Genomic DNA, 20,250 nt, shown 5'->3' on the forward strand with positions numbered 1-20,250 from the left:
TCTACCTCCCGAGGGATTGCGGTGTGGCGGCCAGGTACTCGGCCACCTCGATGGCCGTCCACACCCCGTGCCGCCAGTACGGGTCGGCCTCGCACACCGCGCGGGCGGCGGCGTCGTCGCCGGCCCGCACGATGAGCACCGACGCGCTCAGATCGGCGTACGCGCCGGCGACCAGCGCAATGCCGTCGGCGAGCAGGGTGGCGACCCGGTCCAGGTGCGCGGACCGGTGCGGCCCGCGCCGCTGCGCCGCGTCGGCGGCGTACCTGGCAATGACCAGGTAGGTCGGCTCGAACTTCACGCGTCACCGCCGATTGCTTCGAACAGCCGCTGCATCGCCACCCGGTAGACCGTCTGCGGGCGGCCGGCTCCGGTGCTGACGTGCACTCCGACCTCGTCGGCGTAGCCGGCGGCGCGCAGCGAGTTGAGCAGCCGGCGTGCCGAGCGGGCCTCCACCCCGTACGCATCGGCCAGGCCGCGGGCGGTGACCTCGTTGGGGTCCAGTTGATGCAGCGCCTCCAGCAGGCGTCGGGTGGACAGCGGGCCGAGTCTGAGCTGTTCGGAGACGCGCAGGATGCCGGGCGCGGTCTCCCGCAGGCGCTGCTTGACCGGGCTCACCCGGGTGGAGTGGATCTCCCCGTCGGGGAAGACGACGTGGGTGTCGCTGCTGCCCCGGCTCAACGCGAGGGCCTTGCGGGCGTTGTCCTCGGCGGCGGCGATCGTCGTGCCGGCGCCGAAGCCGACGGTGTGGCCGCCATCGACGCCGCGCAGGGTGAGCAGGGAGGCGTGGCCGGCCCGGTGGCGGGCGAGGGCGCTGTCCACGGTGCCCCGGGTGGTGGTGATCACCATCGTCCGGTCGTCGATCATGCTGAGCCGCCCGCGCATCCGTTCGGCGTGTTCCAGCAGCGCCTCGCGCAGCCGCAGCCGCTGCCGTTCCACCTCGTACGGGTCCTGCCGGCGGCTGGTCGGCTCGGCGAACTCGATCATCATCACGGCGATCTGGGTGGCCCGGGACTGCCGGATCTCGGCGGCCAGCCAGGCGCGGCGCAGCGCGTCGCGCACCGACGCGCGGGTGTGCTCGACCCGCCAGACCGGCACGCCCGCCTCGCGCAGGTCGCGGTGCACCGCACCGAGGCAGGTCAGGCAGGCTTCGACGGCACCGGTGGCGTACCGGTCACGGTGGTAGGCGGTGACGTCGTCGAGGGTGGCGTAGAGCAGTCCGGTCGAGTCGGCGATCGGCAGGATCTCGGTCGGTGCGGGCACCTCGATGTCGTGGTATGTCTCCCGTACCACCCCAGGCTCGATGGTGTCGACGCTGACCGTCGGCAGTTGCCCGCCGGTCGCCAGCAGCATCCGGGACAGGGTGCGGTAAAGGTCGATGCCGCCGTGGCGGATGTAGTCGACCTCGGCGCGCAGGTCACCGGCGGCGGTGGCGAGCGCGTGCGGGATACGGCCGGTGAACAGCAGTACCTGGCAGAGCTCGTCGAGCTCGCGGGCCAGTTCGGGGGCCTGCTCCGGCCGGGCGTACGCGCGGCTGGTGAGTTCGCCGGCCCGCCCTTCGCCGGCGGCGACCTCCTGGACCAGCCGGATGGAGTCCTCCGGCCCGATGATGCCGATCATGTGTTGCTTGCCTCCACGTCGTCGCCGGCTCGCGGGCGGGCTGCTGAGCCAGGCCGTTCAGCCGGTGTAGACGGTGCCGGTGATGCTGGCCGACTGTGGTGCCGCGAGCAGCACCAACGCCGACGCCACATCTTCCGGCCGGCCCAGGTCGGCTTCGATGCCGGCGACCCGGCCGGCATCGACCCCGTTGGTCCGCGCCTCGTCCAGCGAGCGGCGCATCAACGGGGTGTCGATGTCGCCGGGGCAGAGCGCGTGCACTCTGACCCCCCGTGGGCGAAGCTGGCGGTCCAGGGTCAGTGCCAGGCCGTGCAACCCTCCCTTGCTCGCGCCGTAGGGTACCGACCCGGATCCGGTGAGCACGCCCGCCTTGGAGCCGACCAGCACCAGCACCCCAGTGCCGGCGGCCAGGTGCGGCACGGCGTGCTTGGCGACCAGGAACGGCCCGGTCAGGTTGACCGAGAGCACCCGATGCCACAGCTCGATCGGCACACCTGCCACGTCCAGGCCCTGGCCCTGCATGATCCCGGCGACGTGCAGCACCGCGTCGATGCCGCCCCAGGCGGCGGCGACGCCGCCGAACGCGTCGGCCACCTCAATCTCGACCGTGACGTCGACCTGACGGGAGTACGCCGTGACGCCGAGGTGGCGGATCTCGTCGGCGGCGCGGGCCGCGCCGGGTCCGTCCGCGTCGAGGACGGCGACCGCAGCGGCGCCAGCCGTGGCGGCGGCCCGGACGGTGGCCAGCCCAATGCCGGAGGCGCCGCCGAGCACCACGACCCGCCGTCCGGCCAGCACGGACGCCGTACCGCTGGCCGGTGTGGCCGCCGCCGGATCCTCCGCCGGCGGGGCGTCCCGGGCGTCGCTGGTCACGCGCCGACCGTCCGGCGCACGGCGGCGGCCACATCGGCGGCCTCCGGCACGACGACGGCCTGCAACGCCGGTGCGGCCGGCATCGGCACGTCCGGGCAGGCGACCCGGGCGATGGGGGCACGCAGGTCGGCGAAGCACTCGGCGGCGGCACGGGCGGCGATCTCCGCGCCGAAGCCGCCAGTCAGGTTGGCCTCGTGGGCCACGACGAGCCGGCCGGTACGGGCCACCGACGCCGCGACGGTGTCGAAGTCGAGCGGATTGAGCCAGCGTAGGTCGATCACCTCGGCGTCGATGCCGTCGTCGGCGTGCAGCTGCCCGGCGGCGTCCAGCGACGCGGACACCATCCGGGACCAGGCGACCACGGTGACGTCGGCGCCGGTGCGGACCACCCGCGCGCCGCCGACCGGCTCCACCGCCGCGTCGGTGCGGACCTCGCCCCGGGTCGGGTACAGCATCCGGGCCTCGGCGACGACCACCGGGTCGTCGCTGGCCACGGCGGTACGCAGCATCTGGAACGCGTCGTCCGGAGTGGCCGGTAGAGCCAGCCGCAGCCCGGGGGTGTGCGCGAAGTACGCCTCCGGAGAGTGCGAGTGCTGGGCGCAGGCACCGGGGGAGTAGCCCTGCTGCATCCGGATCACCAACGGCACCCGCCACCGGCCGTTGCTGGCGTAGTGGATCGTCGGGATCTGGTTGACGAACTGGTCCATCGCGACGAACGAGAAATCGGCGTACATGATCTCGGCGATCGGCCGCAGGCCGGTCATGGCCGCGCCGAGCGCCATGCCGAGGAAGCCGGACTCGGAGATCGGGGTGTCAAAGATCCGTGCCGAGCCGAACCGCTTGTGCAGCCCCTTCGTCGCGCCGAACGGTCCGCCGGGCAGGGCGACGTCCTCGCCGAAGTAGATGGTGTCGTCCCGACTGTCCAACGCCCAGGTGAGGGCGGCGTTGACGGCCTGGATGTAGCGCAAGGACTCAGGCATGGACGTGCTCCTTGACGGTCGCCGGGTCGGGCAGCGGCGTGGTGCGGGCGGCGGCGACGGCGGCTTCGATCTCGGCTTCGATCTCGGCGTCGATCGCGTCCAGGGCGGCGGTCAGCGCCGCGTCGGCGGCCTGCCGGATGCGGGCGAGCGGTTCACGCTGGCGGGCGGCGGCGATCTCGCCGGCCGGCCGGTAGTGCTGGGCGTCGCCGCTGTAGTGCCCGACCAGGCGTTCGGTCATTGTCTCCACGATGGATGGGCCGGAGCCCTCGCGGGCGCGGGCCACCGCCTCGTCGACGGCGGCCGCGACCGCGTCCGGGTCGTTGCCGTCGACGACCCGACCGGGTACGCCGTAGCCGGGTGCCCGCTCGGTGAGCTGGCGTACCCGCACCATGTCGGAGATGCGCGACATTTCCGAGTAGACGTTGTTCTCCACGACGACGACCAGCGGCAGGTCCAGCACGGCGGCCATGTTGATCGCCTCGTGCACGTTGCCCTGGTTCATGGCGCCGTCGCCGATGCTCACCACCGACACCGCGCCGGAGCCGGTGCGCTGCGCGGTCAGCGCGGCCCCGGTGGCCACCGGCACCCCGGCACCGACGATGGAGTTCTCTCCGACGAACCAGCGGCTCGGATCCGACAGGTACGGCGAGGCGGCCCGGCCGCCGCACAGCGCGCTGTCGCGGCCCATCATCTCGGCGAACAGTCCGGCGAGGTCGACGCCGCGAGCGATCGCCCAGCCGTGGCCACGGTAGGTGGCAGTCACGTAGTCGCCGTCGCGCAGCGTGCGGCAGGCACCGACCGGGACCGCCTCCTGGCCGTTGCACAGGTGGATCGACCCCGGAATCTCGCCGCCGTCCTTGAGGGCGGTCAGCCGCTCCTCGAACCGGCGGATCCGGGCCATCGACCGGTAGTCGTCCGGCAGCCCCATCACACCCCCAACGCTCATTAGTCCCTTATTGAGGCTCGTTGAGAATGGAGCCTAGACCAGGGCCATCATGCTATGGAAGAGTGAGGCGGCAAGTTTCTGGCCGTTATAGGTCTCAAATTTTCTGGGGGCAGCTATGGAGATCACCGCCGTCGACTCGGTGGTGCTCGGCGACGCGCACTTCGTCCAGGTGCACACCGCCGACGGGCTGACCGGCGTCGGCCAGTCCGCCTGCTGGGGCTACCCCGCGGCGGTGCACGCCGTGGTCGAAGCCTTCCGCCCGTACCTGCTCGGCGCCGACCCGCGGCGGATCGAGCACCACTGGCACCACCTGTACCGGATGGGGCCGTTCCGCGGCTCGGTGCTCACCGCCGCCGTCTCCGCGATCGACATCGCGCTGTGGGACGTGCTCGGCAAGCGACTCGGCGTACCCGTCTGGCAGTTGCTCGGCGGCCAGGTCCGGGACCGGATCCGGCTGCACCTGCTGCTGGGCGGAACCGGCGCCGACGACCTGGCCGCCCAGGCGGCGGCCGCCGTCGCCGACGGCTTCACCGCCGTCAAGTTCGACCCACTGCCGGCCGACTACGCGAACCTGTCGGTGGCCCGGCTGGTCGCGCAGACCGAAGCCACCACCGCAGCCGTACGCGACACCGTCGGGCCCGACGTCGACCTGCTGATCGAACTGCACCGCAAACTCACCCCGCTGCAGGCCGAATCGGTCGTACCCGCACTGGCCCGGCACCTGCCGCTGCTGGTCGAGGACCCGATCCAGATCGACAGCGTCAGCAGCCAAGCCGACGTGGCGCGTCGGGCGGCCGGCGTACCGATGGCCAACGGCGAACGACTGCACACCATCTGGGAGTTCAAGGAGTTGCTCGCCCAGGGCGGTGCCCAGTACGTGCGCCCCGACGTCGGCCTGGCCGGCGGACTCAGTCACGCCCGTAAGATCGCCGCCCTGGCCGAGGCGCACCACGCCGCCGTGGTCACCCACAACTGCCTGGGCCCGCTGCTGACCATGGCGTCGGTGCACCTCGACGCGGCGATCCCGAACTTCGTCGTGCAGGAGTACTCGCCACTGGACGACACCCTCGCCACCGGCCCCGCCCGCCCGGCGGTCCGCCGTGACGGCGGCTACCTGCCGGTGCCCGACCAGCCGGGCCTCGGCGTCACCCTCGACCTGACCGACGCCGCACCACTGGACCTCACCGGCCGGCCACTGACCCGGATCCCGCGCCGCGCCGACGGCTCCGTCGCCTACGCCGTCTGAGCCCGACAGCCCCGGCCTGCCCGACCCGGACCCCTCCGGCGTACTGTGTCACGCAAATTCCGACAGGTCGGACGAGCGAGGGGTCGATACGCTTGTCGGCATGTCGCAACCGACGCCCGACACCCGTCCGGACCGGCAACTGGTCTTCGCCTCCGACGAGGTGATGGGCCGTATCGCGCAGCAGGTCCAGCCGCAGATCCAGCAACCCGCGGCGGCCGAGCTGGTACGGGTCACGCTGTTCGCCTACGTCTTCAGCTGGCTGCCGGCCTTCGTCGTCCTCGCGGTGGCGACCGCCGTCGCACCGTCGGCGACCAGCGGGGCCAGCGTCGCGGCGACCGCGCTGTGGGCCCTGCAGTTCGCCACGCTGATCGCGATCTCGACGGTCGTCACCACCCTGGTCCAGCGGCGCGCCACCCCGGCTGAGCGAGCTGGCGCGGACACCCCGCCCAGCCGGGTCCTGCTGCGTGCCGTGCGCGGCGCGCTGTTCACCGTCGCCTGCGCGGCACTGGTGCTGGCGTGGCAAGGGCTGTCGGTCGGTCAGATCGCGGTGCTCGCCGGGATGATCGCAGCCCTCCTGCATCTGGCACCGATGTTCATCGCCCGGCTGCTACTGCGTCGCCGCCAGCACGGCGAGGCGGCGGCGCGGTAACTTCACTCCGGCTCGACCGGTAGCCACAGCTCGCAGGTCGCGGTGCTGAAATCGGCGGCGCGGTCGAGCACCGCGACCACCGACGGACCCGGCCGCAGCCGCCACGGATTCGACGGAAACCATTCGGCCGCCGTCGCCGCCCAGGCCGACTGCAGGGCCTGCGGGTACGACCCGGTGACGCGGAAGACCGCCCACCTGCCGGCCGGCGCCGCCACGGCGTCCAGGTCGGCGGGCGTGGACGTCTCCGCCGCGACCGCGACCCCGTGCAGGTAGGTCAGCTCGCTGCCTTCGGTGGCGTCCGGGTCGAGGTCGGCGAAGACCTGCAGGATGCCGGTCGGCTCGGTGTTGCACAGCGCCTTCAGCCGCAGATGCTCCTGCGCCGGCAGCGCGGCGATGTGCTGCTGGATGTGCGGGTTGACGCCGTGGTGGATCAGCGGGACCCGGGTCGCGTGTCCAACGAGCCGAAACTCGGGCCGGTCGACGATACGGTTGTCCATCGGGATGCTCCCTTCGACGGTCAGGCGGAACCTGAGCTGTGACTGGCTGCGAAGGGGGCCTCCGTCACGGCGCACGTCACTCGGGCCGACGCCGTGGACCGCCCGGAACGCCCGCCCGAACGCCTCGGTCGAGCCGTACCCGTGCCGGACGGCGATGCTCAGCAGATCGTCGTCGCCGCGGACCAACTCGGCGCCGGCGACCGTCATCCGGCGTCGGCGCACGTACTCCGACAGCGGCATCCCGGCCAGCGACGAGAACATCCGCCGCAGGTGGTACTGGGTCGTGCCGAGCGTCCTGGCCAGCGCGTCCATGTCGAGCTCGTCGGTCAGATGCTCTTCGACGAGGTCGACCAGCCGGTTGAGTGCCGAGATCACGTAGGCCTCCCTTCGACCTCCAGCCTGGCCGAACGCCCCCTGGCCGCGCCCGACCGTCGTGGCCCGATCCGATCATCGACCGCCGACCGCCGACCGCCGACTCGGGCGCCGGTCAGGCCCTTGGGCGCCGGTCAGACGTCAGCCGATGGTCGGGCTGCGGCGTTCGAGCAGCACGACATCGCGCCAGCGACCGTGGTGGCGACCGACGCGCTCACGGGTGCCGATGGTGCGGAAACCGCAGCTGTGGTGCAGGGCGAGGCTGGCGGTGTTCTCGGGAAACACCCCGGACTGGATGGTCCAGATGCCGGCCTGCTCGGTTGCGGCGATCAACTGCCGGAGCAGCAGCCGGCCCACGCCGCGCCCACGGGCGTCCGGGTGGACGTAGACGGAATGTTCGACGACCCCGGCGTAGACGCACCGGTCGGAGACCGGTGTGCAGGCGGTCCAGCCGAGGACGGTGCGGTGAGCGGCATCGGCGTCGACGGCGACCCAGCGGTGGTCCGGCAATCGGGTGGCGGTGAACCTGTCCCAGCCGGGTGGTTCGGTTTCGAAGGTGGCGTTGCCGGTGGCGATGCCGAGTCGGTAGATGTCGAGCACGACGTCGCGGTGCGCGTCGGTCATCGGGGTGAGGACCACCGGCGGTGCCGATCCAGCTGCGGTCACCGCCCGGCTCCGGCAGCTGCGGCGACGTCGAGGAGCCGGGACAGGGCGGCGAGCCGGGTCGGGACGATCCAGTAGTACACCCAGGTCCCCCGACGTTCACAGTCGATCAGGCCGGCTTCCCGCAGCACCTTCAGGTGGTGGGAGATGGTCGGCCCGGTCAGGGTGAACGCCTCGGTCAGGTCGCAGACGCACACCTCGCCGTCGGCCTGGGACGCGATCAGCGACAGCAGCCGCAGGCGTACCGGGTCGCCGAGGGCCTTGAACCCGGGGGCCAGGCCCGTCGCCGCCTCGTCGGTGAGCGCCTGGTCGGTCAGCGGGGCGCAGCAGGTCGACGGGTCCGGCACGACCGGTAACTCTTGTCTCGACACACGTCTAGCTTGACGATCATCAAGTCAGCGCGCAAGCTTGCTGTCTAGGTATCCGTCTACTCAATGATCGAGACGTGGGACGTCCCGTTGCCAAGTCGGGCGCAGGTCACCGCCGCGACCGGCGGCTCGTCCCCCACCGGCTGGTGCTCGTAGCGGTCCGCCCTCAGACGGCGGCGGGTGGCCCGGATGGTCGAAGACCGGGTACGCCCACAGCGGCTCGCCGTCGGCGTCGGCGACCTCGGCGAACAGGTGTGCCAGCGAACGGGTCCACCGGGCTTGCACCTGCGAGGCGGCGGAGACCCGGCTGGCGTGACCGAAGCCGTTGCGGGTCCGCAGCACGCAGATCAGCAGCAGCCCGTACCGGTAGATGTGGTAGTCGTAGATGCCGGCCTCGTCGATCAGCGCCGACAACTCCGGCCAGACCTCGGCGTGCCGCCGCTCGTACTCCTGCTCGGCGCCGGGGCGCAGCCGGTACACGTGACACAGCTGTGCGCCCGGCCTCTCGCTGTCGGCAGGTGCGCTCACTTGCCGGAGCCCGCGAGCGCGCCGGAGACCAGCTGCCGCTGGAACACCAGGTAGACGATCAGTACCGGCAGCAGCGCCACGATCAGGCCGGCGCTGACCAGCGGCACCGACACGTCGTACTGGCCGGACAGCAGCGACACCCCGACCATCAGGGTCTTGGAGTCCGACCCGCCCATGATGACCAGCGGAAGCAGTAGGTCGTTCCACATCCACACGAAGTTGAATATGGCCAGCGCGGCCAGAGCCGGGGTGGCGATCGGCACCAGGAGCCGGAACAGGATGGTGAAGTGCCCGGCACCGTCCATCCGGGCGGCTTCGATCAGCTCGTCGGGCACCTGCTGGAAGTAGCCGGCCAGCTGGTAGGTGCCCAGCGGCAGGCCGAACGCCGCGTACGCCAGGATCAGCCCCTGGTATTCGCCGGACATGCCCAGGTCGAGCACGGTCTGGTAGAGCGGGTAGATGATCGCTTGGCTGGGGATGGTCAGCGTGATGATGATCAGCAGGAAGACGGCCTTGCCGCCGCGGAAACGCAGCTTCGTCACCGCGTACGCGACGAGCAGCGCGGCCAGCACCGACAGCACCAGCCCCCCCGCGGTGGTGATCAGCGAGTTGAGCAGCAGCCGGGGCATGTCCATCCGGCGGAACGCCTCGGCGTAGTTCTCCAGGGTCACCCCGGTGGTCGGCAGCCCGAGCGGGTCCTCGGCGAAGCCGTACTGCGTCTTCAGTGAGCTGATCACGGTGAACAGCAGCGGGTAGATCGCCGCGACCGCGACGACGACCAGCGCGAACGTCAGCAGGTAGCGCCCGAGTCGGGCGGTGGTCCGTCGGCTCATCGCGGCTTGCGGGTCCCCTCTTTGAACATGTGCCGCACGGAGAAGATCGACAGCACGGCGACGAAGACGAACAGGGCGATGCCGATCGCGGACCCGTAACCGCGGTCGAGGAAGGTGAAGGTGGTCAGGAAGACCAGGTACTCCGGCAGCATGGTGGCGTCACCGGGGCCGCCCTGGGTCAGCGCGTAGATCAGCGGGAACAGCCAGATCAGCACCCCGGAGGCGCACAGCACACTCCAGTACGCCACGGTCGGGCGCAGCATCGGCACCACGATCGAGAACAGCCGTCGCCAGAAACCGGCCCCGTCGAGGTACGCCGCTTCGAGCATCTCGTCGGGAATGGTGGCCAGCCCGGCCAGGTAGGTCATCACCCCGAGCCCGAAGAAGCTCCACAACGCGACGGCGACCAGCGAGAAGAGCGCGCTGTAGCGGCCGTTGAGCCAGGCGACCGCCAACGGGTCGAGCCCGATCGTGCGCAGACCGGCGTTGATCGGGCCGTCGGGGGCGAGGATCTGGCGGAACATGATGCCGACGACGATCGGCGCGATCGTGTACGGGACGAAGTAGACGGCCCGGAAGAACTTCCAGCCGGGGGCCCGCTGGTGGATCAGCACCGCCAGCACCAGCGGCAGCACCACCCACACCGGCAGGGTGGCGACCACCATCAGCGCGTTGCGGAAGCTGGTGATGACCATCGGGTCGTCGAGCATCCGCAGGTAGTTGTCGGCGCCGGCGAACGTGGCGCCGCCGAAGCCGGCCGATGACTCCATGCTGGTGATCACGCCCCGTACCAGCGGCACCAGTTTGAACGCCACGGCCAAGGCCAACGCCGGGGTCACCAGCAGCGCGGCCAGCCACCACTCGCGGGCGTGCCGGTGGCGGCGGGCCGGCCGGCGGGCGGTGGTGGGCGTACGGTCGGCGGATGTCGGTTCCGGCGCAGGCGCGGTGGAGAGCGTCATCAGAGTCCTTAACCTGGCAGGCAGGGGTACCGGTCGGTGGGCAGGCGGTGCCGGCCTGCCCACCGACGCGGCGGTCAGTTGTGCTGCTTGGTCGGGCTGCGTTCCAGGGCCTGCTGCATCTGTTCGGCCCACGCGTCAACGGTGAGCTGGCCGAGCGTGACCTGCTGCCAGCCGCGGGCCAGCGCGTCGGCCTCCGGGCCGGAGAGCATCACGCCGGCGTGCAGGGTCGGGTTGGCGACCAGTTCCTGGATCTTGAGGAACGCCGGTGAGTCGGGCAGCAGCGCGGAGTCCACGTTGCTGTTCAACGGCTGCCCCTTGGCGTACTCCACCCACAGCTCGCCGTTCTCCTTGCTGGCCAGCCAGGAGATGAAGGTCAGACCGGCGTCCTTCTTGTCGCTCCACTGGGTGACGCCGTAGACGGCGCCTTCGATGCCGGAGAACTTCTGCGCCAGCGGCGCGTCCGGGTTGATCACCGGCCAGCGGGTGACACCGAGGATCTCGTCGCCGAGGGCCTCGCCGAACGCCTGCCAGTTCACCGCGTCGGAGATGATCGTGCCGGCGAAGGCGGCGTCACCGCGCTGGAAGATGTCCGCGCCGTCGGGCAGCATGGTGATCGACGGAGCGTTGTCGTTGGCCCAACCGCTGGTGGTGATCTCCGCCAGCTTTTCCAGTGTGGACACCAGTTTCGGGTCGGTCCAGGAGATGGTGCCGGCCAGCAGGGCGCGGATGTCGTCCTCGGTCAGGTAGTTGCGGGCAATCTCCGGAAAGTCCCAGTACGCCGGGAAGGTGCCGGACAGCCCGAGCGCCAGGCAGGTCTTGCCGGTGGCGGCGACCGCCTCGCAGGCCGCGCCGAACTCGTCCCAGGTGGCCGGCGGCTGTTCCGGGTCGAGCCCGGCGGCGGCCAGCACGTCCTTGTTGTAGTAGAGGACGTTGCCCTGGTAGGAGAACGGCACGCCGTAGCAGTTCCTGCTGGTGTCGAAGTCCTCGCAGGCGCCGCTGTAGGAGACCAGGTCCTTGTTGATCTCGGCCGCCTGCTCGCCGAGCGGCACGTACGCGTTGCGCCGATCGAACAGCTCCAGCCCGGCGTTGTTGGCCATCACGTCCGGCCCGGACTGGGAGGTGATGTAGGGTCCCTGTACCTCGGGGTACTTGTCGAACGGGACCGATTCCATCTCCAGCTTGATGTCCGGGTGGCTGGCCTCGAAGCGGCTCTTGACCTGCTGCCAGTACTCGGCACCGCCCGGCTCCCAGGTCAGCACCTTGAGGGTGACCGGTCCGTCGGCGGTGCCGTCGTCACCGCCGCAGCCGGTGAGCAGCACGGCGGCTGCCGTCCCAGCGGCGGCGAGGCCGGCAAGGGTACGTCGTCGATTCATCCGGTGAAGCTCCTAATCAGCGAGAAATGTGGCGGATCCGGTGGGTAGCGCCACCGGCGGCGGCGCTGGCGGCGATGGCGGCGGCGACCTCGACCACGTGCAGGCCGTCGGCGAGCGGTACGACCGGACGGCGGTCGCTGCCGTCGACGCGGTGCAGGAAGTGCCGCAGCTCGGCGGCGAGCGCACCGCCGCCGTCGGCGGGCGACACCTGCCAGTCCGGCGCTTCGGTCTGTTCGGCCTGCACCAGCAGGGTGGGGTGGGCGAGGTCGACGTGACCGACCCCGTCGGTGCCGTACACCTCGACGAGGTCGCTGGTGTGGTTGGGCGTGTGTTCGGGCAGCAGGTAGCTGTTGCGGATCGACGACACGACGTCGTTGGCGTGTCGCAGCTCCGCCCAGACCAGGACCGGCGTGGCCGGTCCGGGTCGGGTCCGGGCCGTGGCGCGCACCTCGACCACCGGCGCCTGCGCGTACCACAGAGCGAGGTCGATGTCGTGCACCGCGGTGAGCAGTGCGGGATGCTCGTGCGGGAAGAGTCGGCTCAACGTGCGGGGCCGGTCCCGGCGCGATGAGACGGCCAGCACCTGGCCGAGTCGGCCGGCGCGTACGGCGTCGTACAGTGCCCGGTGCGCGGGACTGAACCGCAGGATGTGGCCGGGCTGGCAGAGCACGTCGTGCGCCTGGGCGGCCGCGACGATCGCGGCGGCGTCGTCGACCGTCGTGGCCAGCGGCTTTTCCACCAGTACGGGTACACCGGCGGCGAGCAGGGCGACGGCGACCGCCCGGTGGACCGGGCCGGGTACGCAGACCGAGGCGGCGTCGGGCCGGGCCACGGCGAGCAGTTCGGTGACGGTGCCGAAGGTGCGGCCGACGCCGTACTGCCGGGCGACGTGTTCCCGGGCGGCCGGGTCGGGGTCGACGACGGCGTCGACGGTGACACCGAGTGACCGGTAGGCGGCCACGTGCCGGGTGCCGAACGTACCGGCTCCGAGCACGGCGAGCCGCGGTCCGGAGTTCATCGGTCCGCCGTCCCGGTGACCCGTGCCGGTTCGGCTCGTGCGGACGGCTGTGCCGGGATCGTGGTGCCGGGCTGGGCGAGCCCGCCGGCGAGGACGGCCCGGGTCAGCCGTTCCAGCACCGTCACCCCGACGCCGATGCACCGTTCGTCGACGTCGAACGAGCCGGAGTGCAGTGGTGCACCGCCGACTGTGCCGTTCGACACGCCGAGTTTGACGTACAAGCTGGGGCCGAGCGCGCCGAGCAGCGCGAAGTCGTCGGTGGTCAGCGGTGGGACCGACAGCGGGTGCAGGTCGACCAGACCGGGCAGTACGGCGTCGGCAAGGGCGACGAGCCAGTCCGCGTTGCGTACGGGCGGCATCTCGTTGGCCCAGGCGAAGCGTAGGTCGAGGTCGAGAGCGTCGGCCTGCCCGAGGGCGACCCGTTCGATCGCCTGTTTCAGCCGGGCCCGGGCGGCCGGATCGTGGGTGCGCAGCGTGCCGGTCGCTTCGGCGCGTTCGGCGACCTGGCTCTGGCTGGCGCCGCCGGTGATCGTGCCGATGTTGAAGGCGACCAGATCGTCGGGGTTCTGTGCGCGGGCGACGGCGGCGTGCAGGGCGGTCACAGTGGTGGCGAGACCGAGGATGGCGTCGCGACCGCTGGCCGGGGTGGCGGCGTGTGCGGCCCGGCCGACCAACTCGACGCGGAAGGCGTCCTTGGCAGCCATCGCGGTGGTCCGGTCGACACCGAGGGCTCCGGCGGGTAGTCCTGGCCAGCAGTGCAGGCCGAGTACGGCGTCGAAGCGCCGGTCGGCGAGTGCCGGGTCGGCGAGCACGGCGGCGGCCCCTGAGTCGGCGCCGAACGGGATCTCCTCTGCGGGCTGGAAGAGCACGGTGACGCTGCCGGCCGGTGGCGGGTCGCTGGCGATCCGGGCGGCGACCCCGTACGCGACGGTCATGTGTACGTCGTGCCCGCAGGCGTGGCAGACGCCCGGGGTGCGGGAGGCGTAAGGCACCTCCTTGGCATCCGAGACCGGGTACGCATCCATATCGGCCCGAATAAGTACGGCTGGTCCAGGTGTGGCGGAGTTGAGCTCCAGAAGTAGTCCGGTGCCGGCTATGCCAGTGTGTAGCCGGCCCAGTGGCCCCAGCAGTCTCTGCAGTGTGGCTGCCGTCTGCTGCTCCTCGAAGCGCAGCTCAGGGTGCTGGTGAAGTTGGCGCCGCAACTGCGTCAGCGCTTCGACCTCGTCGCCTGCCAGCGTCACCTAGCTTCACCTCACGTGTGACATAAATCCGGACCTAATAGAGACAGAACTTAGGTCAGCGGGTGCGTCGCGTCAATGGGCTGGTCGGATCCGGGTTAGGGTCCGGCCATGGAACGGGCCGACGCACACCTGCACCTGTTCGCCGACGGCTATCCGGGCCGGTACGGCAGATCCCCGTCAGGCGGACAAGAAATATCCGTATACCAGGACATTCGACGTGAACACGGGATTAGTCGTGCTCTCGTCGTCGGCTACGAGGGCGAGCCCCGCTTCGCCGGCAACAACCACTACCTGGCGAGCCTCGCCGCCGTACACGACTGGCTGGCCCCGGTCGCCTACCTGCACCCCGGCGGACCGAAACCCGGCGACGAGAGCGGCGGCCGGCGGAGCCAGACCGGTGACACCACACCCGGCCAATGGCTGGGCGCCGGGTTCGTCGGCTTCGCCGCGTACCTGGGCGACCGGGACAGCGCCGACTGGTTCGCCGACTGGTTGACTCGGCACACCGCCACCGTCAACCGGGCGCACTGCCTGCTCAGCTTGAACGCCGTACCGGCTGCCGTCGCCCGGCTCGGCCCGGCGCTCGCCGCGGTCGGCGACTGCACCGTACTGTTCAGCCACCTCGGTCTGCCTGGCCGGCAACCCACACCGCCGGCACCGTCGACGGCAGCGACCATCCTCGCCCCGCTGGGTCGGCTGGCCAGGCTGCCCCACGTCGGGGTGAAGGTCTCCGGTCTGTACGCGGTCAGCGACCCCCCGTACGACCACCCGCACGCGGCCGCGCGGCCCTTCGTCGAGCAGCTGATCGAGTGGTACGGGCCACAACGGCTCTACTGGGGCTCCGATTTCCCGCCCTGTCTGGACCACGTCTCGTTCGCCCAGACACTCGATCCGGTCGGCCTGGCCGGCCTGAGCGTCGGCGAACACGCGGACGTGGCCGGCCGGAACCTGCTGAGGGCTCTCGGCGACAACGGATAACGGCCGGTCAACGGTCGTGCGCTCGGGGCCGGGGCTCGCGCCACATCGGCCAGATCGGCGGGCCGTCGGGCAGCCGGACCGGTCCGTGCGGTCGGTAGCCGTGCCGGAGGTAGAGGTCCCGGTTGCGGGGCGTGGTCGCCTCCAGGTAACCGGGGGTGCCGTAACCGTCCAGATGCCGGTGGTGGTGCCGCAGCAGCGCACTGCCCAGCCCGCCGCCCTGCCGCCACGGCGCCACCGCCAGGTAGGCCAGATGCCAGTGCGGCTGCCACGGATGGTGCGCCGCCAGGATCCGGCCCAACGCGGCGAAGCGGGGCTGCCACCGGCCGGTCGCGGTGAGCAGGTGCAGCTCGTGGTCGCTGACCGTCTCCGGGTCGGTGGGCGTACGCCGCCCGCGCGGGTGCCAGACCGCGACCCCGCTGAACTGGCCGGCGATGTGCACCGTGCCGCCGGCCCGGATGGCGTGCTCCAGCTCGATGGAGAACAGCGTCCGGAAAACCTCCGCCCGTGCCTCCAGGTCACTGATCAGCCACTGCGACACCGGCGCGATCAGGAACGCCTCGGTGAGCAGGGTGGCGGCCTGCGGAAGGTCGTCCACTCCGGCGGTACGGATCGTCACCGCGGCTGGGTGGATCGCGGTCATCAGCGGCCTCCTGCCGGTCGGCGTATCTGCGTGACGGTTGCCCAGCCGGTGGGCCGGGCAATGCAGGTGACGCCCGTGGGACCGGGCCGGATGGCGTAGTGGCAGGTCAGATGCCCGACACTTGTACCCTCGGTGGTGAAAACTGCAATACGCCGACCGGCGTCGGTGTGACAGCTGGTCCCGTTTGTGGCAGCTGAAAGCCGAGTGTGCTGGAGGCTCGATGGCGACGTTCGTACTGATCCCTGGCGGTGGGACCGATCCGTGGTACTGGCACCGGCTGGTCGACGAGTTGCGGGTCCGTGGGCATGAGGCGATCTCGGTCGACCTGCCGTGCGAGGACGACGCCGCAGGGCTCGACGAGTATGCCGACACCGTCGGCGCCCGGTGAGACCACCGGGGACTGGTGGGCGAACACCGGCCATGCGGCTGCCCTGGGCGGACAGCCCGAGTCGACGTGCTCGCGTTGTTCACCCACGGGATGCCGGACGACCTGGCGGCGGAGGTGCTGCGGCACGACCGCGACCAGTCCGGCACGCCGTTCGGGCAGCCCTGGCCGCTGCCGGCCTGGCCGGATGTGCCGACCCGGTTCGTCGTCTGCCGCGACGACCGGTTCTTTCCCGCCGGGTTCATCCGTGGCCTGGTCGCGCAGCGGCTCGGCATCACGCCCGACGAGACCGGCGGTGGCCATCTGGCGGCGCTCACCCACCACCGGGAGCTGGCCGACCAGTTGGAGGCGTACCTCCTCGACTGACCCAACCGGATTGCCCGCCGAGCGTGAGCCCGGCGCGCAACCGGACCGGGGGCGTCGCAGACCTGCGAGGCCCCCGGTCCGGTGCAGTGCCTGTCGGAGCCGGTCAGGGTCGACTCGACCGGGCCCGGGACAGGATCACAGCTCGAGCGACCAGGTGTTGATGTAGCCGGTGTCCCCGCTGAAGATGTCGCGGACCCGCAGCTGCCAGGTCCCGTTGGCGGTCTCCGACGACAGGTTAACCGTGTACGTCTCGATCACGTTGTCGGCTCCGTCGAAGAACGCCCAGCTCTTCAACCGGTAGGAGGAGCCGTCCGGGGCGATCAGGTCGACGATCAGGTCACCCCGGTAGGTGTGCTGGATGTTGACGTCCACCGTCGACGACGACGAGGGGGTGCTGCTGCAGCCGCTGATCGAGATGCTGCTGCTCACCCACGACCCGCTGTCCGGGATCGCCACGTCGGTGCCGTTGGTGCCGGTGCAGCTGCCGCCCGGACCGATCACCGTCAGGGTGAACGTCGCGGTACGGGTCGCCGTGCTGCCGGTGCCGGTGACGGTGACCGGGTAGCTGCCGCCCGGAGTGCTCGCCGAGGTGCTGACGGTCAGGGTGGCCGAGCCGCCTGAGGTGACGCTCGACGGGCTGAAGCTGGCGGTCGCGCCGCTCGGCAGACCGCTGGCCGAGAAGCTGACCGACTGCGCCGAGCCGGACGTGGTGGCGGTGGAGACGGTCGCCGTCACCGAACCACCCGGCGTGGTCGAGCCGGACGTCGGGCTGACCGACATGGAGAAGTTGTCCGCCGGCGGGGTGCCGTCGTTGACCACGTACAGCAGCCGGTTGGGCGAGCCGCTGCCCGGGTTGCCCACCGCGCCCACCGTCGCGTTGTCGTACAGGTAGTCGCGGACCTCCTGCGGGCTCCAGCCGGGGTTGGTCGAGGCGACCAGGGCCGCCGCGCCGGCCACGTGCGGCGCGGCCATCGAGGTGCCGCTGATGGTGTTCGTCGCGGTGTTGCTGGTGTGCCAGGCCGAGGTGATCGACGACCCGGGGGCGAACACGTCAAGGCAGGTGCCGTAGTTGGAGAAGCTGGACCGGCCGTCGTTGCTGGTGGTGGAGCCGACGGTGATCGCTTCGGTGACCCGGGCCGGGGAGGTGTTGCAGGCGTTGGCGTTGCTGTTGCCCGCCGCCAGGCTGTAGGTCACACCGGCCGCGATCGAGTTGCGCACGGCGGTGTCCAGCGAGGTGTTGGCGCCGCCGCCGAGGCTCATGTTGGCCACCGCCGGCAGTTCGGCGTTGTCGGTCACCCAGTCCACTCCGGCGATGACGCCGGCGGTGGTGCCGCTGCCGGAGCAGTTCAGCACCCGGACGCCGACCAGGGTGACGCCCTTGGCGACGCCGTACGCGGTGCCGCCGACGGTGCCGGCGACGTGCGTGCCGTGGCCGTTGCAGTCGTCCGCCGACCCGCCGTCGACGGCGTCGAAGCCGCTGACCGCCCGGCCGCCGAAATCGTTGTGGCTGAACCGGATTCCGGTGTCGATGATGTACGCGTGCACGTTGGACGCGGTGTTCGGGTAGGTGTACGAGTCATCCAGCGGCAGATCGCGCTGGTCGATCCGGTCCAGCCCCCACGACGGCGGGTTCGGCTGGGTGTCGGCGATCCGTACGGTGTGGTTCTGCTCGACGTACTCGACCGCCGGGTGGGCGGCGATCCGGGCCGCCTGCTTGGCGTTGGCGGAGATCTCGAAGCCGCGCAGCGCGGCGGTGTAGGTGCGGGCGACCGTCCGACCGTGCTGACTGGCCAGATTGCGGGCGGTCGCGGCGACCTGTCCCCGGGTGACCGCGCTCTTCTTGAAGACCACGATGTAGCTGTCCGGTACAGCGGTCGGTCCACCGGCGTGCCGGATCGTCCCCTCCGGTTCGGCGGCGGTGACCGGTCCGGTGACTGCCGCCACCATGGCCAGTGCGGTGGCACCGACGATGATGATCCTGCGGGGGAGATTCATCTCCCGTCCTCCCATCAGATCGGCAGGCGTCAGTCCGCTGACGGTGACAGCGGATCAGTGAACGCCGATCTTGCTGAGAGTAATCTGAGTCGACACTGGGAAGTTATATTCCGAAACGTCTATACCACTGGTGCGATGGAACCGACGGAATCATCGCCCACCTGCAATGCCGTGCCCGAAGAGCAGGTGGTGCCGGGCGGTCTGAAACAAGGAATTTTCATGATCGCCCTTGGTCGGGGCGGCATTCGAGGCTCAGCGGGAGACCAGCCGGCGGCGCACCCCGCGGGCGTACTTGCGGGCGACGAAGACGGTCGCCCGGCCGAGGCTGCGGGCCCCACCGACGGTGACCGTCTGCCCGGCTCGTCGGCCGCCGCGCGGTCCGGCCGTAGCCGAGCCGCCCGCCGCGCCCGACCCGGCTGCGGTCAGGTCGACGACGTCGTACTCGCTGCCGGTCTCCCACCGTTGCCCGTGGCTGGCGGCAACCGCCTCGACCAGCGCGCCGTCGGCGGTACCGGCGTGCAGCGCCCGGCTGCGGGCCGCGGTGGACCACAACTCGACGGCGTGGGTCGGGGCACCGGCACCGGCCGGCAGCACCCGGAGCAGCCCGCACCGCCACTTCTCCATCGCCGCGACCAGCGAGCGGACGGTCCGCGGACCGACGCCCAGCCGGGCCGGCACCCGGAGCAGGTACGGCGCGGGGAAAGCGGTCACCGGGGCGCTGCTGACCATGCGTACCCGTGGTTCGCTGCGGTACTCGGCGGCCAGCAGCCGCAGGTCGGCTCGGCTGCTGTCGGCTCCGCTGTTGTCGGTCCCGGCCACGGCCCAGTCGCCGACCAGGGCCACGTGCAGGTCGCGCTCGTCGCCGCCGAGCAGCCGGTCGACGCAGGACCGGACCACCTGGTACGGCTGGTCGACCGGCACCACGGCGGTCACCAGTGGCACCTGCCAGACCCGGCCGGGCCGGTTGCGACGCTCGCGGGGGAACGGCACCAGGTCGGTCAGCTCGGCGTCGGCCCGCTGCCCGGCGGTGACCGGGTCCGCCGGGGCGGCCGTCCACAGCGTCGCCGCCGGCTCCGGCACGAACACCGCCCCAGCCTGCGCCAGCCGGTAGGCGACCTCGACGTCAGTGCCCTGGAACCGGTCGGAGCCGGCCTGGTAGCGGTCCCGCTGGAAGGCGTAACCGGTGCCGGCGGCGGCCAGGAAAACGAGATGGTCCGCGGTGCGGAGCTGATGCGTGGTGTCGAGCAGCCGGGCCAGCCCGGGGTCGACCGTACTGCCCGGGAAGAGCTGGCCGAGGGTGCCGGCGCTGGCATGGGCCACGATCACATCCGGGTCCGGGGCCCGGCCAGAGAAGATCATCGGTACGGCGACACTGACCGCCGCCGGACTGGCCTGCTGCCAGCGGGTGAGCGCCGAGACCAGGTCCGGTGCCGGGACCGCCCCGGCCGGAATCCGGACGATGATCTCGCCCTTCGCGGTGCCGACCTGGTCGGCGAAGTCGCTGTCGGCGGTGACGGTGACGATCTGCAACAGCCGGTCCGGGTACCGCTGCTGGCGCAGCGCGGCGACGGTACGGGCGGCGCCCGCCGGGTCGCCACCGTCGCCGACCACCAGCACGCTCACCTGGGCGGTGGGCGCCGGGTGACCGGGCTCCACGGGAGCGATCAGGGTCCAGTCGTTGTGTGGTGACGGAGCGGCGGACACGGCACCAGGCAGGGACACGCGT

General features: G+C 71.3%; 22 protein-coding genes. 5 read left to right on the top strand and 17 right to left on the bottom strand.

From position 1 onward, the window contains the following. Window position 1: 1 nt before the first annotated feature. The 5 genes from O7621_RS07840 to O7621_RS07860 are packed head-to-tail and all read right to left on the bottom strand — an operon-like array spanning window position 2 to window position 4,413. Complete coding sequence (locus tag O7621_RS07840; protein WP_282233401.1) at window positions 2-298, bottom strand: YciI family protein; 297 nt, start codon at window positions 296-298, stop codon at window positions 2-4. After that, window positions 295-1,617 (bottom strand): hypothetical protein, encoded by a 1,323-nt coding sequence (locus O7621_RS07845; protein WP_282233402.1) that lies wholly within the window; start codon window positions 1,615-1,617, stop codon window positions 295-297. Before O7621_RS07845 ends, O7621_RS07840 begins: the two co-directional genes overlap by 4 nt. Window positions 1,618-1,674: 57 nt before the next feature. Beyond that, entirely contained in the window at window positions 1,675-2,487 is an 813-nt protein-coding gene (locus O7621_RS07850; protein ID WP_282233403.1) for an SDR family NAD(P)-dependent oxidoreductase, read from the bottom strand. Next, complete coding sequence (locus O7621_RS07855; RefSeq protein ID WP_282233404.1) at window positions 2,484-3,467, bottom strand: transketolase C-terminal domain-containing protein; 984 nt, start codon at window positions 3,465-3,467, stop codon at window positions 2,484-2,486. The genes O7621_RS07850 and O7621_RS07855 overlap by 4 nt, the downstream gene beginning before the upstream one ends. Further along, window positions 3,460-4,413 carry a thiamine pyrophosphate-dependent dehydrogenase E1 component subunit alpha gene (locus O7621_RS07860; protein WP_282233405.1) on the bottom strand — a complete coding sequence of 318 codons (954 nt, stop codon included), beginning with the start codon at window positions 4,411-4,413 and terminating at the stop codon, window positions 3,460-3,462. Before O7621_RS07860 ends, O7621_RS07855 begins: the two co-directional genes overlap by 8 nt. 115 nt (window positions 4,414-4,528) lie before the next feature. Between O7621_RS07860 and O7621_RS07865 the strand changes: the two genes are divergently transcribed. Next, the gene (locus O7621_RS07865; protein ID WP_282233406.1) at window positions 4,529-5,659 is read left to right on the top strand and encodes a mandelate racemase/muconate lactonizing enzyme family protein; all 1,131 of its coding nucleotides are present in this window, start codon (window positions 4,529-4,531) and stop codon (window positions 5,657-5,659) included. A gap of 100 nt (window positions 5,660-5,759) precedes the next feature. Beyond that, entirely contained in the window at window positions 5,760-6,308 is a 549-nt protein-coding gene (locus O7621_RS07870) for a hypothetical protein (protein ID WP_282233407.1), read from the top strand. A 2-nt stretch (window positions 6,309-6,310) separates the two neighbouring features. On the opposite strand, the gene O7621_RS07875 is transcribed toward O7621_RS07870, so the two are convergent. From O7621_RS07875 to O7621_RS07915, 9 genes are all read right to left on the bottom strand, one after another. Beyond that, the gene (locus O7621_RS07875) at window positions 6,311-7,180 is read right to left on the bottom strand and encodes an AraC family transcriptional regulator (RefSeq protein WP_282233408.1); all 870 of its coding nucleotides are present in this window, start codon (window positions 7,178-7,180) and stop codon (window positions 6,311-6,313) included. Between the two features lie 138 nt (window positions 7,181-7,318). Beyond that, complete coding sequence (locus O7621_RS07880; protein WP_282234491.1) at window positions 7,319-7,801, bottom strand: GNAT family N-acetyltransferase; 483 nt, start codon at window positions 7,799-7,801, stop codon at window positions 7,319-7,321. A 38-nt stretch (window positions 7,802-7,839) separates the two neighbouring features. Beyond that, the gene (locus O7621_RS07885; RefSeq protein ID WP_282233409.1) at window positions 7,840-8,187 is read right to left on the bottom strand and encodes a metalloregulator ArsR/SmtB family transcription factor; all 348 of its coding nucleotides are present in this window, start codon (window positions 8,185-8,187) and stop codon (window positions 7,840-7,842) included. Between the two features lie 84 nt (window positions 8,188-8,271). Beyond that, the gene (locus O7621_RS07890) at window positions 8,272-8,736 is read right to left on the bottom strand and encodes an L-rhamnose mutarotase (RefSeq protein WP_282233410.1); all 465 of its coding nucleotides are present in this window, start codon (window positions 8,734-8,736) and stop codon (window positions 8,272-8,274) included. Then, window positions 8,733-9,569 carry a carbohydrate ABC transporter permease gene (locus O7621_RS07895; RefSeq protein WP_282233411.1) on the bottom strand — a complete coding sequence of 279 codons (837 nt, stop codon included), beginning with the start codon at window positions 9,567-9,569 and terminating at the stop codon, window positions 8,733-8,735. Before O7621_RS07895 ends, O7621_RS07890 begins: the two co-directional genes overlap by 4 nt. Beyond that, the gene (locus O7621_RS07900; RefSeq protein ID WP_282233412.1) at window positions 9,566-10,528 is read right to left on the bottom strand and encodes a sugar ABC transporter permease; all 963 of its coding nucleotides are present in this window, start codon (window positions 10,526-10,528) and stop codon (window positions 9,566-9,568) included. Before O7621_RS07900 ends, O7621_RS07895 begins: the two co-directional genes overlap by 4 nt. A gap of 74 nt (window positions 10,529-10,602) precedes the next feature. Then, on the bottom strand, window positions 10,603-11,901 hold the full coding sequence (locus tag O7621_RS07905; RefSeq protein ID WP_282233413.1) for an extracellular solute-binding protein: 1,299 nt from the start codon (window positions 11,899-11,901) through the stop codon (window positions 10,603-10,605). A 16-nt stretch (window positions 11,902-11,917) separates the two neighbouring features. After that, window positions 11,918-12,919 (bottom strand): Gfo/Idh/MocA family oxidoreductase, encoded by a 1,002-nt coding sequence (locus tag O7621_RS07910; protein WP_282233414.1) that lies wholly within the window; start codon window positions 12,917-12,919, stop codon window positions 11,918-11,920. After that, window positions 12,916-14,160 (bottom strand): M20 family metallopeptidase, encoded by a 1,245-nt coding sequence (locus tag O7621_RS07915; protein WP_282233415.1) that lies wholly within the window; start codon window positions 14,158-14,160, stop codon window positions 12,916-12,918. Before O7621_RS07915 ends, O7621_RS07910 begins: the two co-directional genes overlap by 4 nt. A gap of 108 nt (window positions 14,161-14,268) precedes the next feature. On the opposite strand from O7621_RS07915, the gene O7621_RS07920 reads away from it, so the two are divergent. Continuing rightward, entirely contained in the window at window positions 14,269-15,138 is an 870-nt protein-coding gene (locus tag O7621_RS07920) for an amidohydrolase family protein (RefSeq protein WP_282233416.1), read from the top strand. 7 nt (window positions 15,139-15,145) lie between these two features. Here the strand turns inward: O7621_RS07920 and O7621_RS07925 are convergent, their stop codons facing one another. Then, window positions 15,146-15,778, bottom strand: coding sequence for a GNAT family N-acetyltransferase (locus O7621_RS07925; RefSeq protein WP_282233417.1), 633 nt, complete (start codon window positions 15,776-15,778; stop codon window positions 15,146-15,148). A 220-nt stretch (window positions 15,779-15,998) separates the two neighbouring features. Here O7621_RS07925 and O7621_RS07930 point away from each other — a divergent pair, with 220 nt between their 5' ends. Together O7621_RS07930 and O7621_RS07935 are read left to right on the top strand one after the other, a co-directional pair. Then, on the top strand, window positions 15,999-16,166 hold the full coding sequence (locus O7621_RS07930) for a hypothetical protein (RefSeq protein WP_282233418.1): 168 nt from the start codon (window positions 15,999-16,001) through the stop codon (window positions 16,164-16,166). A 66-nt stretch (window positions 16,167-16,232) separates the two neighbouring features. Beyond that, window positions 16,233-16,529, top strand: a complete 297-nt coding sequence (locus tag O7621_RS07935) for an alpha/beta fold hydrolase (RefSeq protein WP_282233419.1) — start codon at window positions 16,233-16,235, stop codon at window positions 16,527-16,529. Window positions 16,530-16,664: 135 nt separating this feature from the next. Here the strand turns inward: O7621_RS07935 and O7621_RS07940 are convergent, their stop codons facing one another. Both O7621_RS07940 and O7621_RS07945 read right to left on the bottom strand, forming a co-directional pair. Beyond that, window positions 16,665-18,524, bottom strand: a complete 1,860-nt coding sequence (locus tag O7621_RS07940) for a S8 family peptidase (RefSeq protein WP_282233420.1) — start codon at window positions 18,522-18,524, stop codon at window positions 16,665-16,667. 252 nt (window positions 18,525-18,776) lie between these two features. Next, complete coding sequence (locus O7621_RS07945; protein WP_282233421.1) at window positions 18,777-20,246, bottom strand: hypothetical protein; 1,470 nt, start codon at window positions 20,244-20,246, stop codon at window positions 18,777-18,779. Between the last annotated feature and the right edge of the window lie 4 nt (window positions 20,247-20,250).

The organism is Solwaraspora sp. WMMD937 (genome assembly GCF_029581175.1).
In the GTDB taxonomy this organism is placed as follows: domain Bacteria; phylum Actinomycetota; class Actinomycetes; order Mycobacteriales; family Micromonosporaceae; genus Micromonospora_E.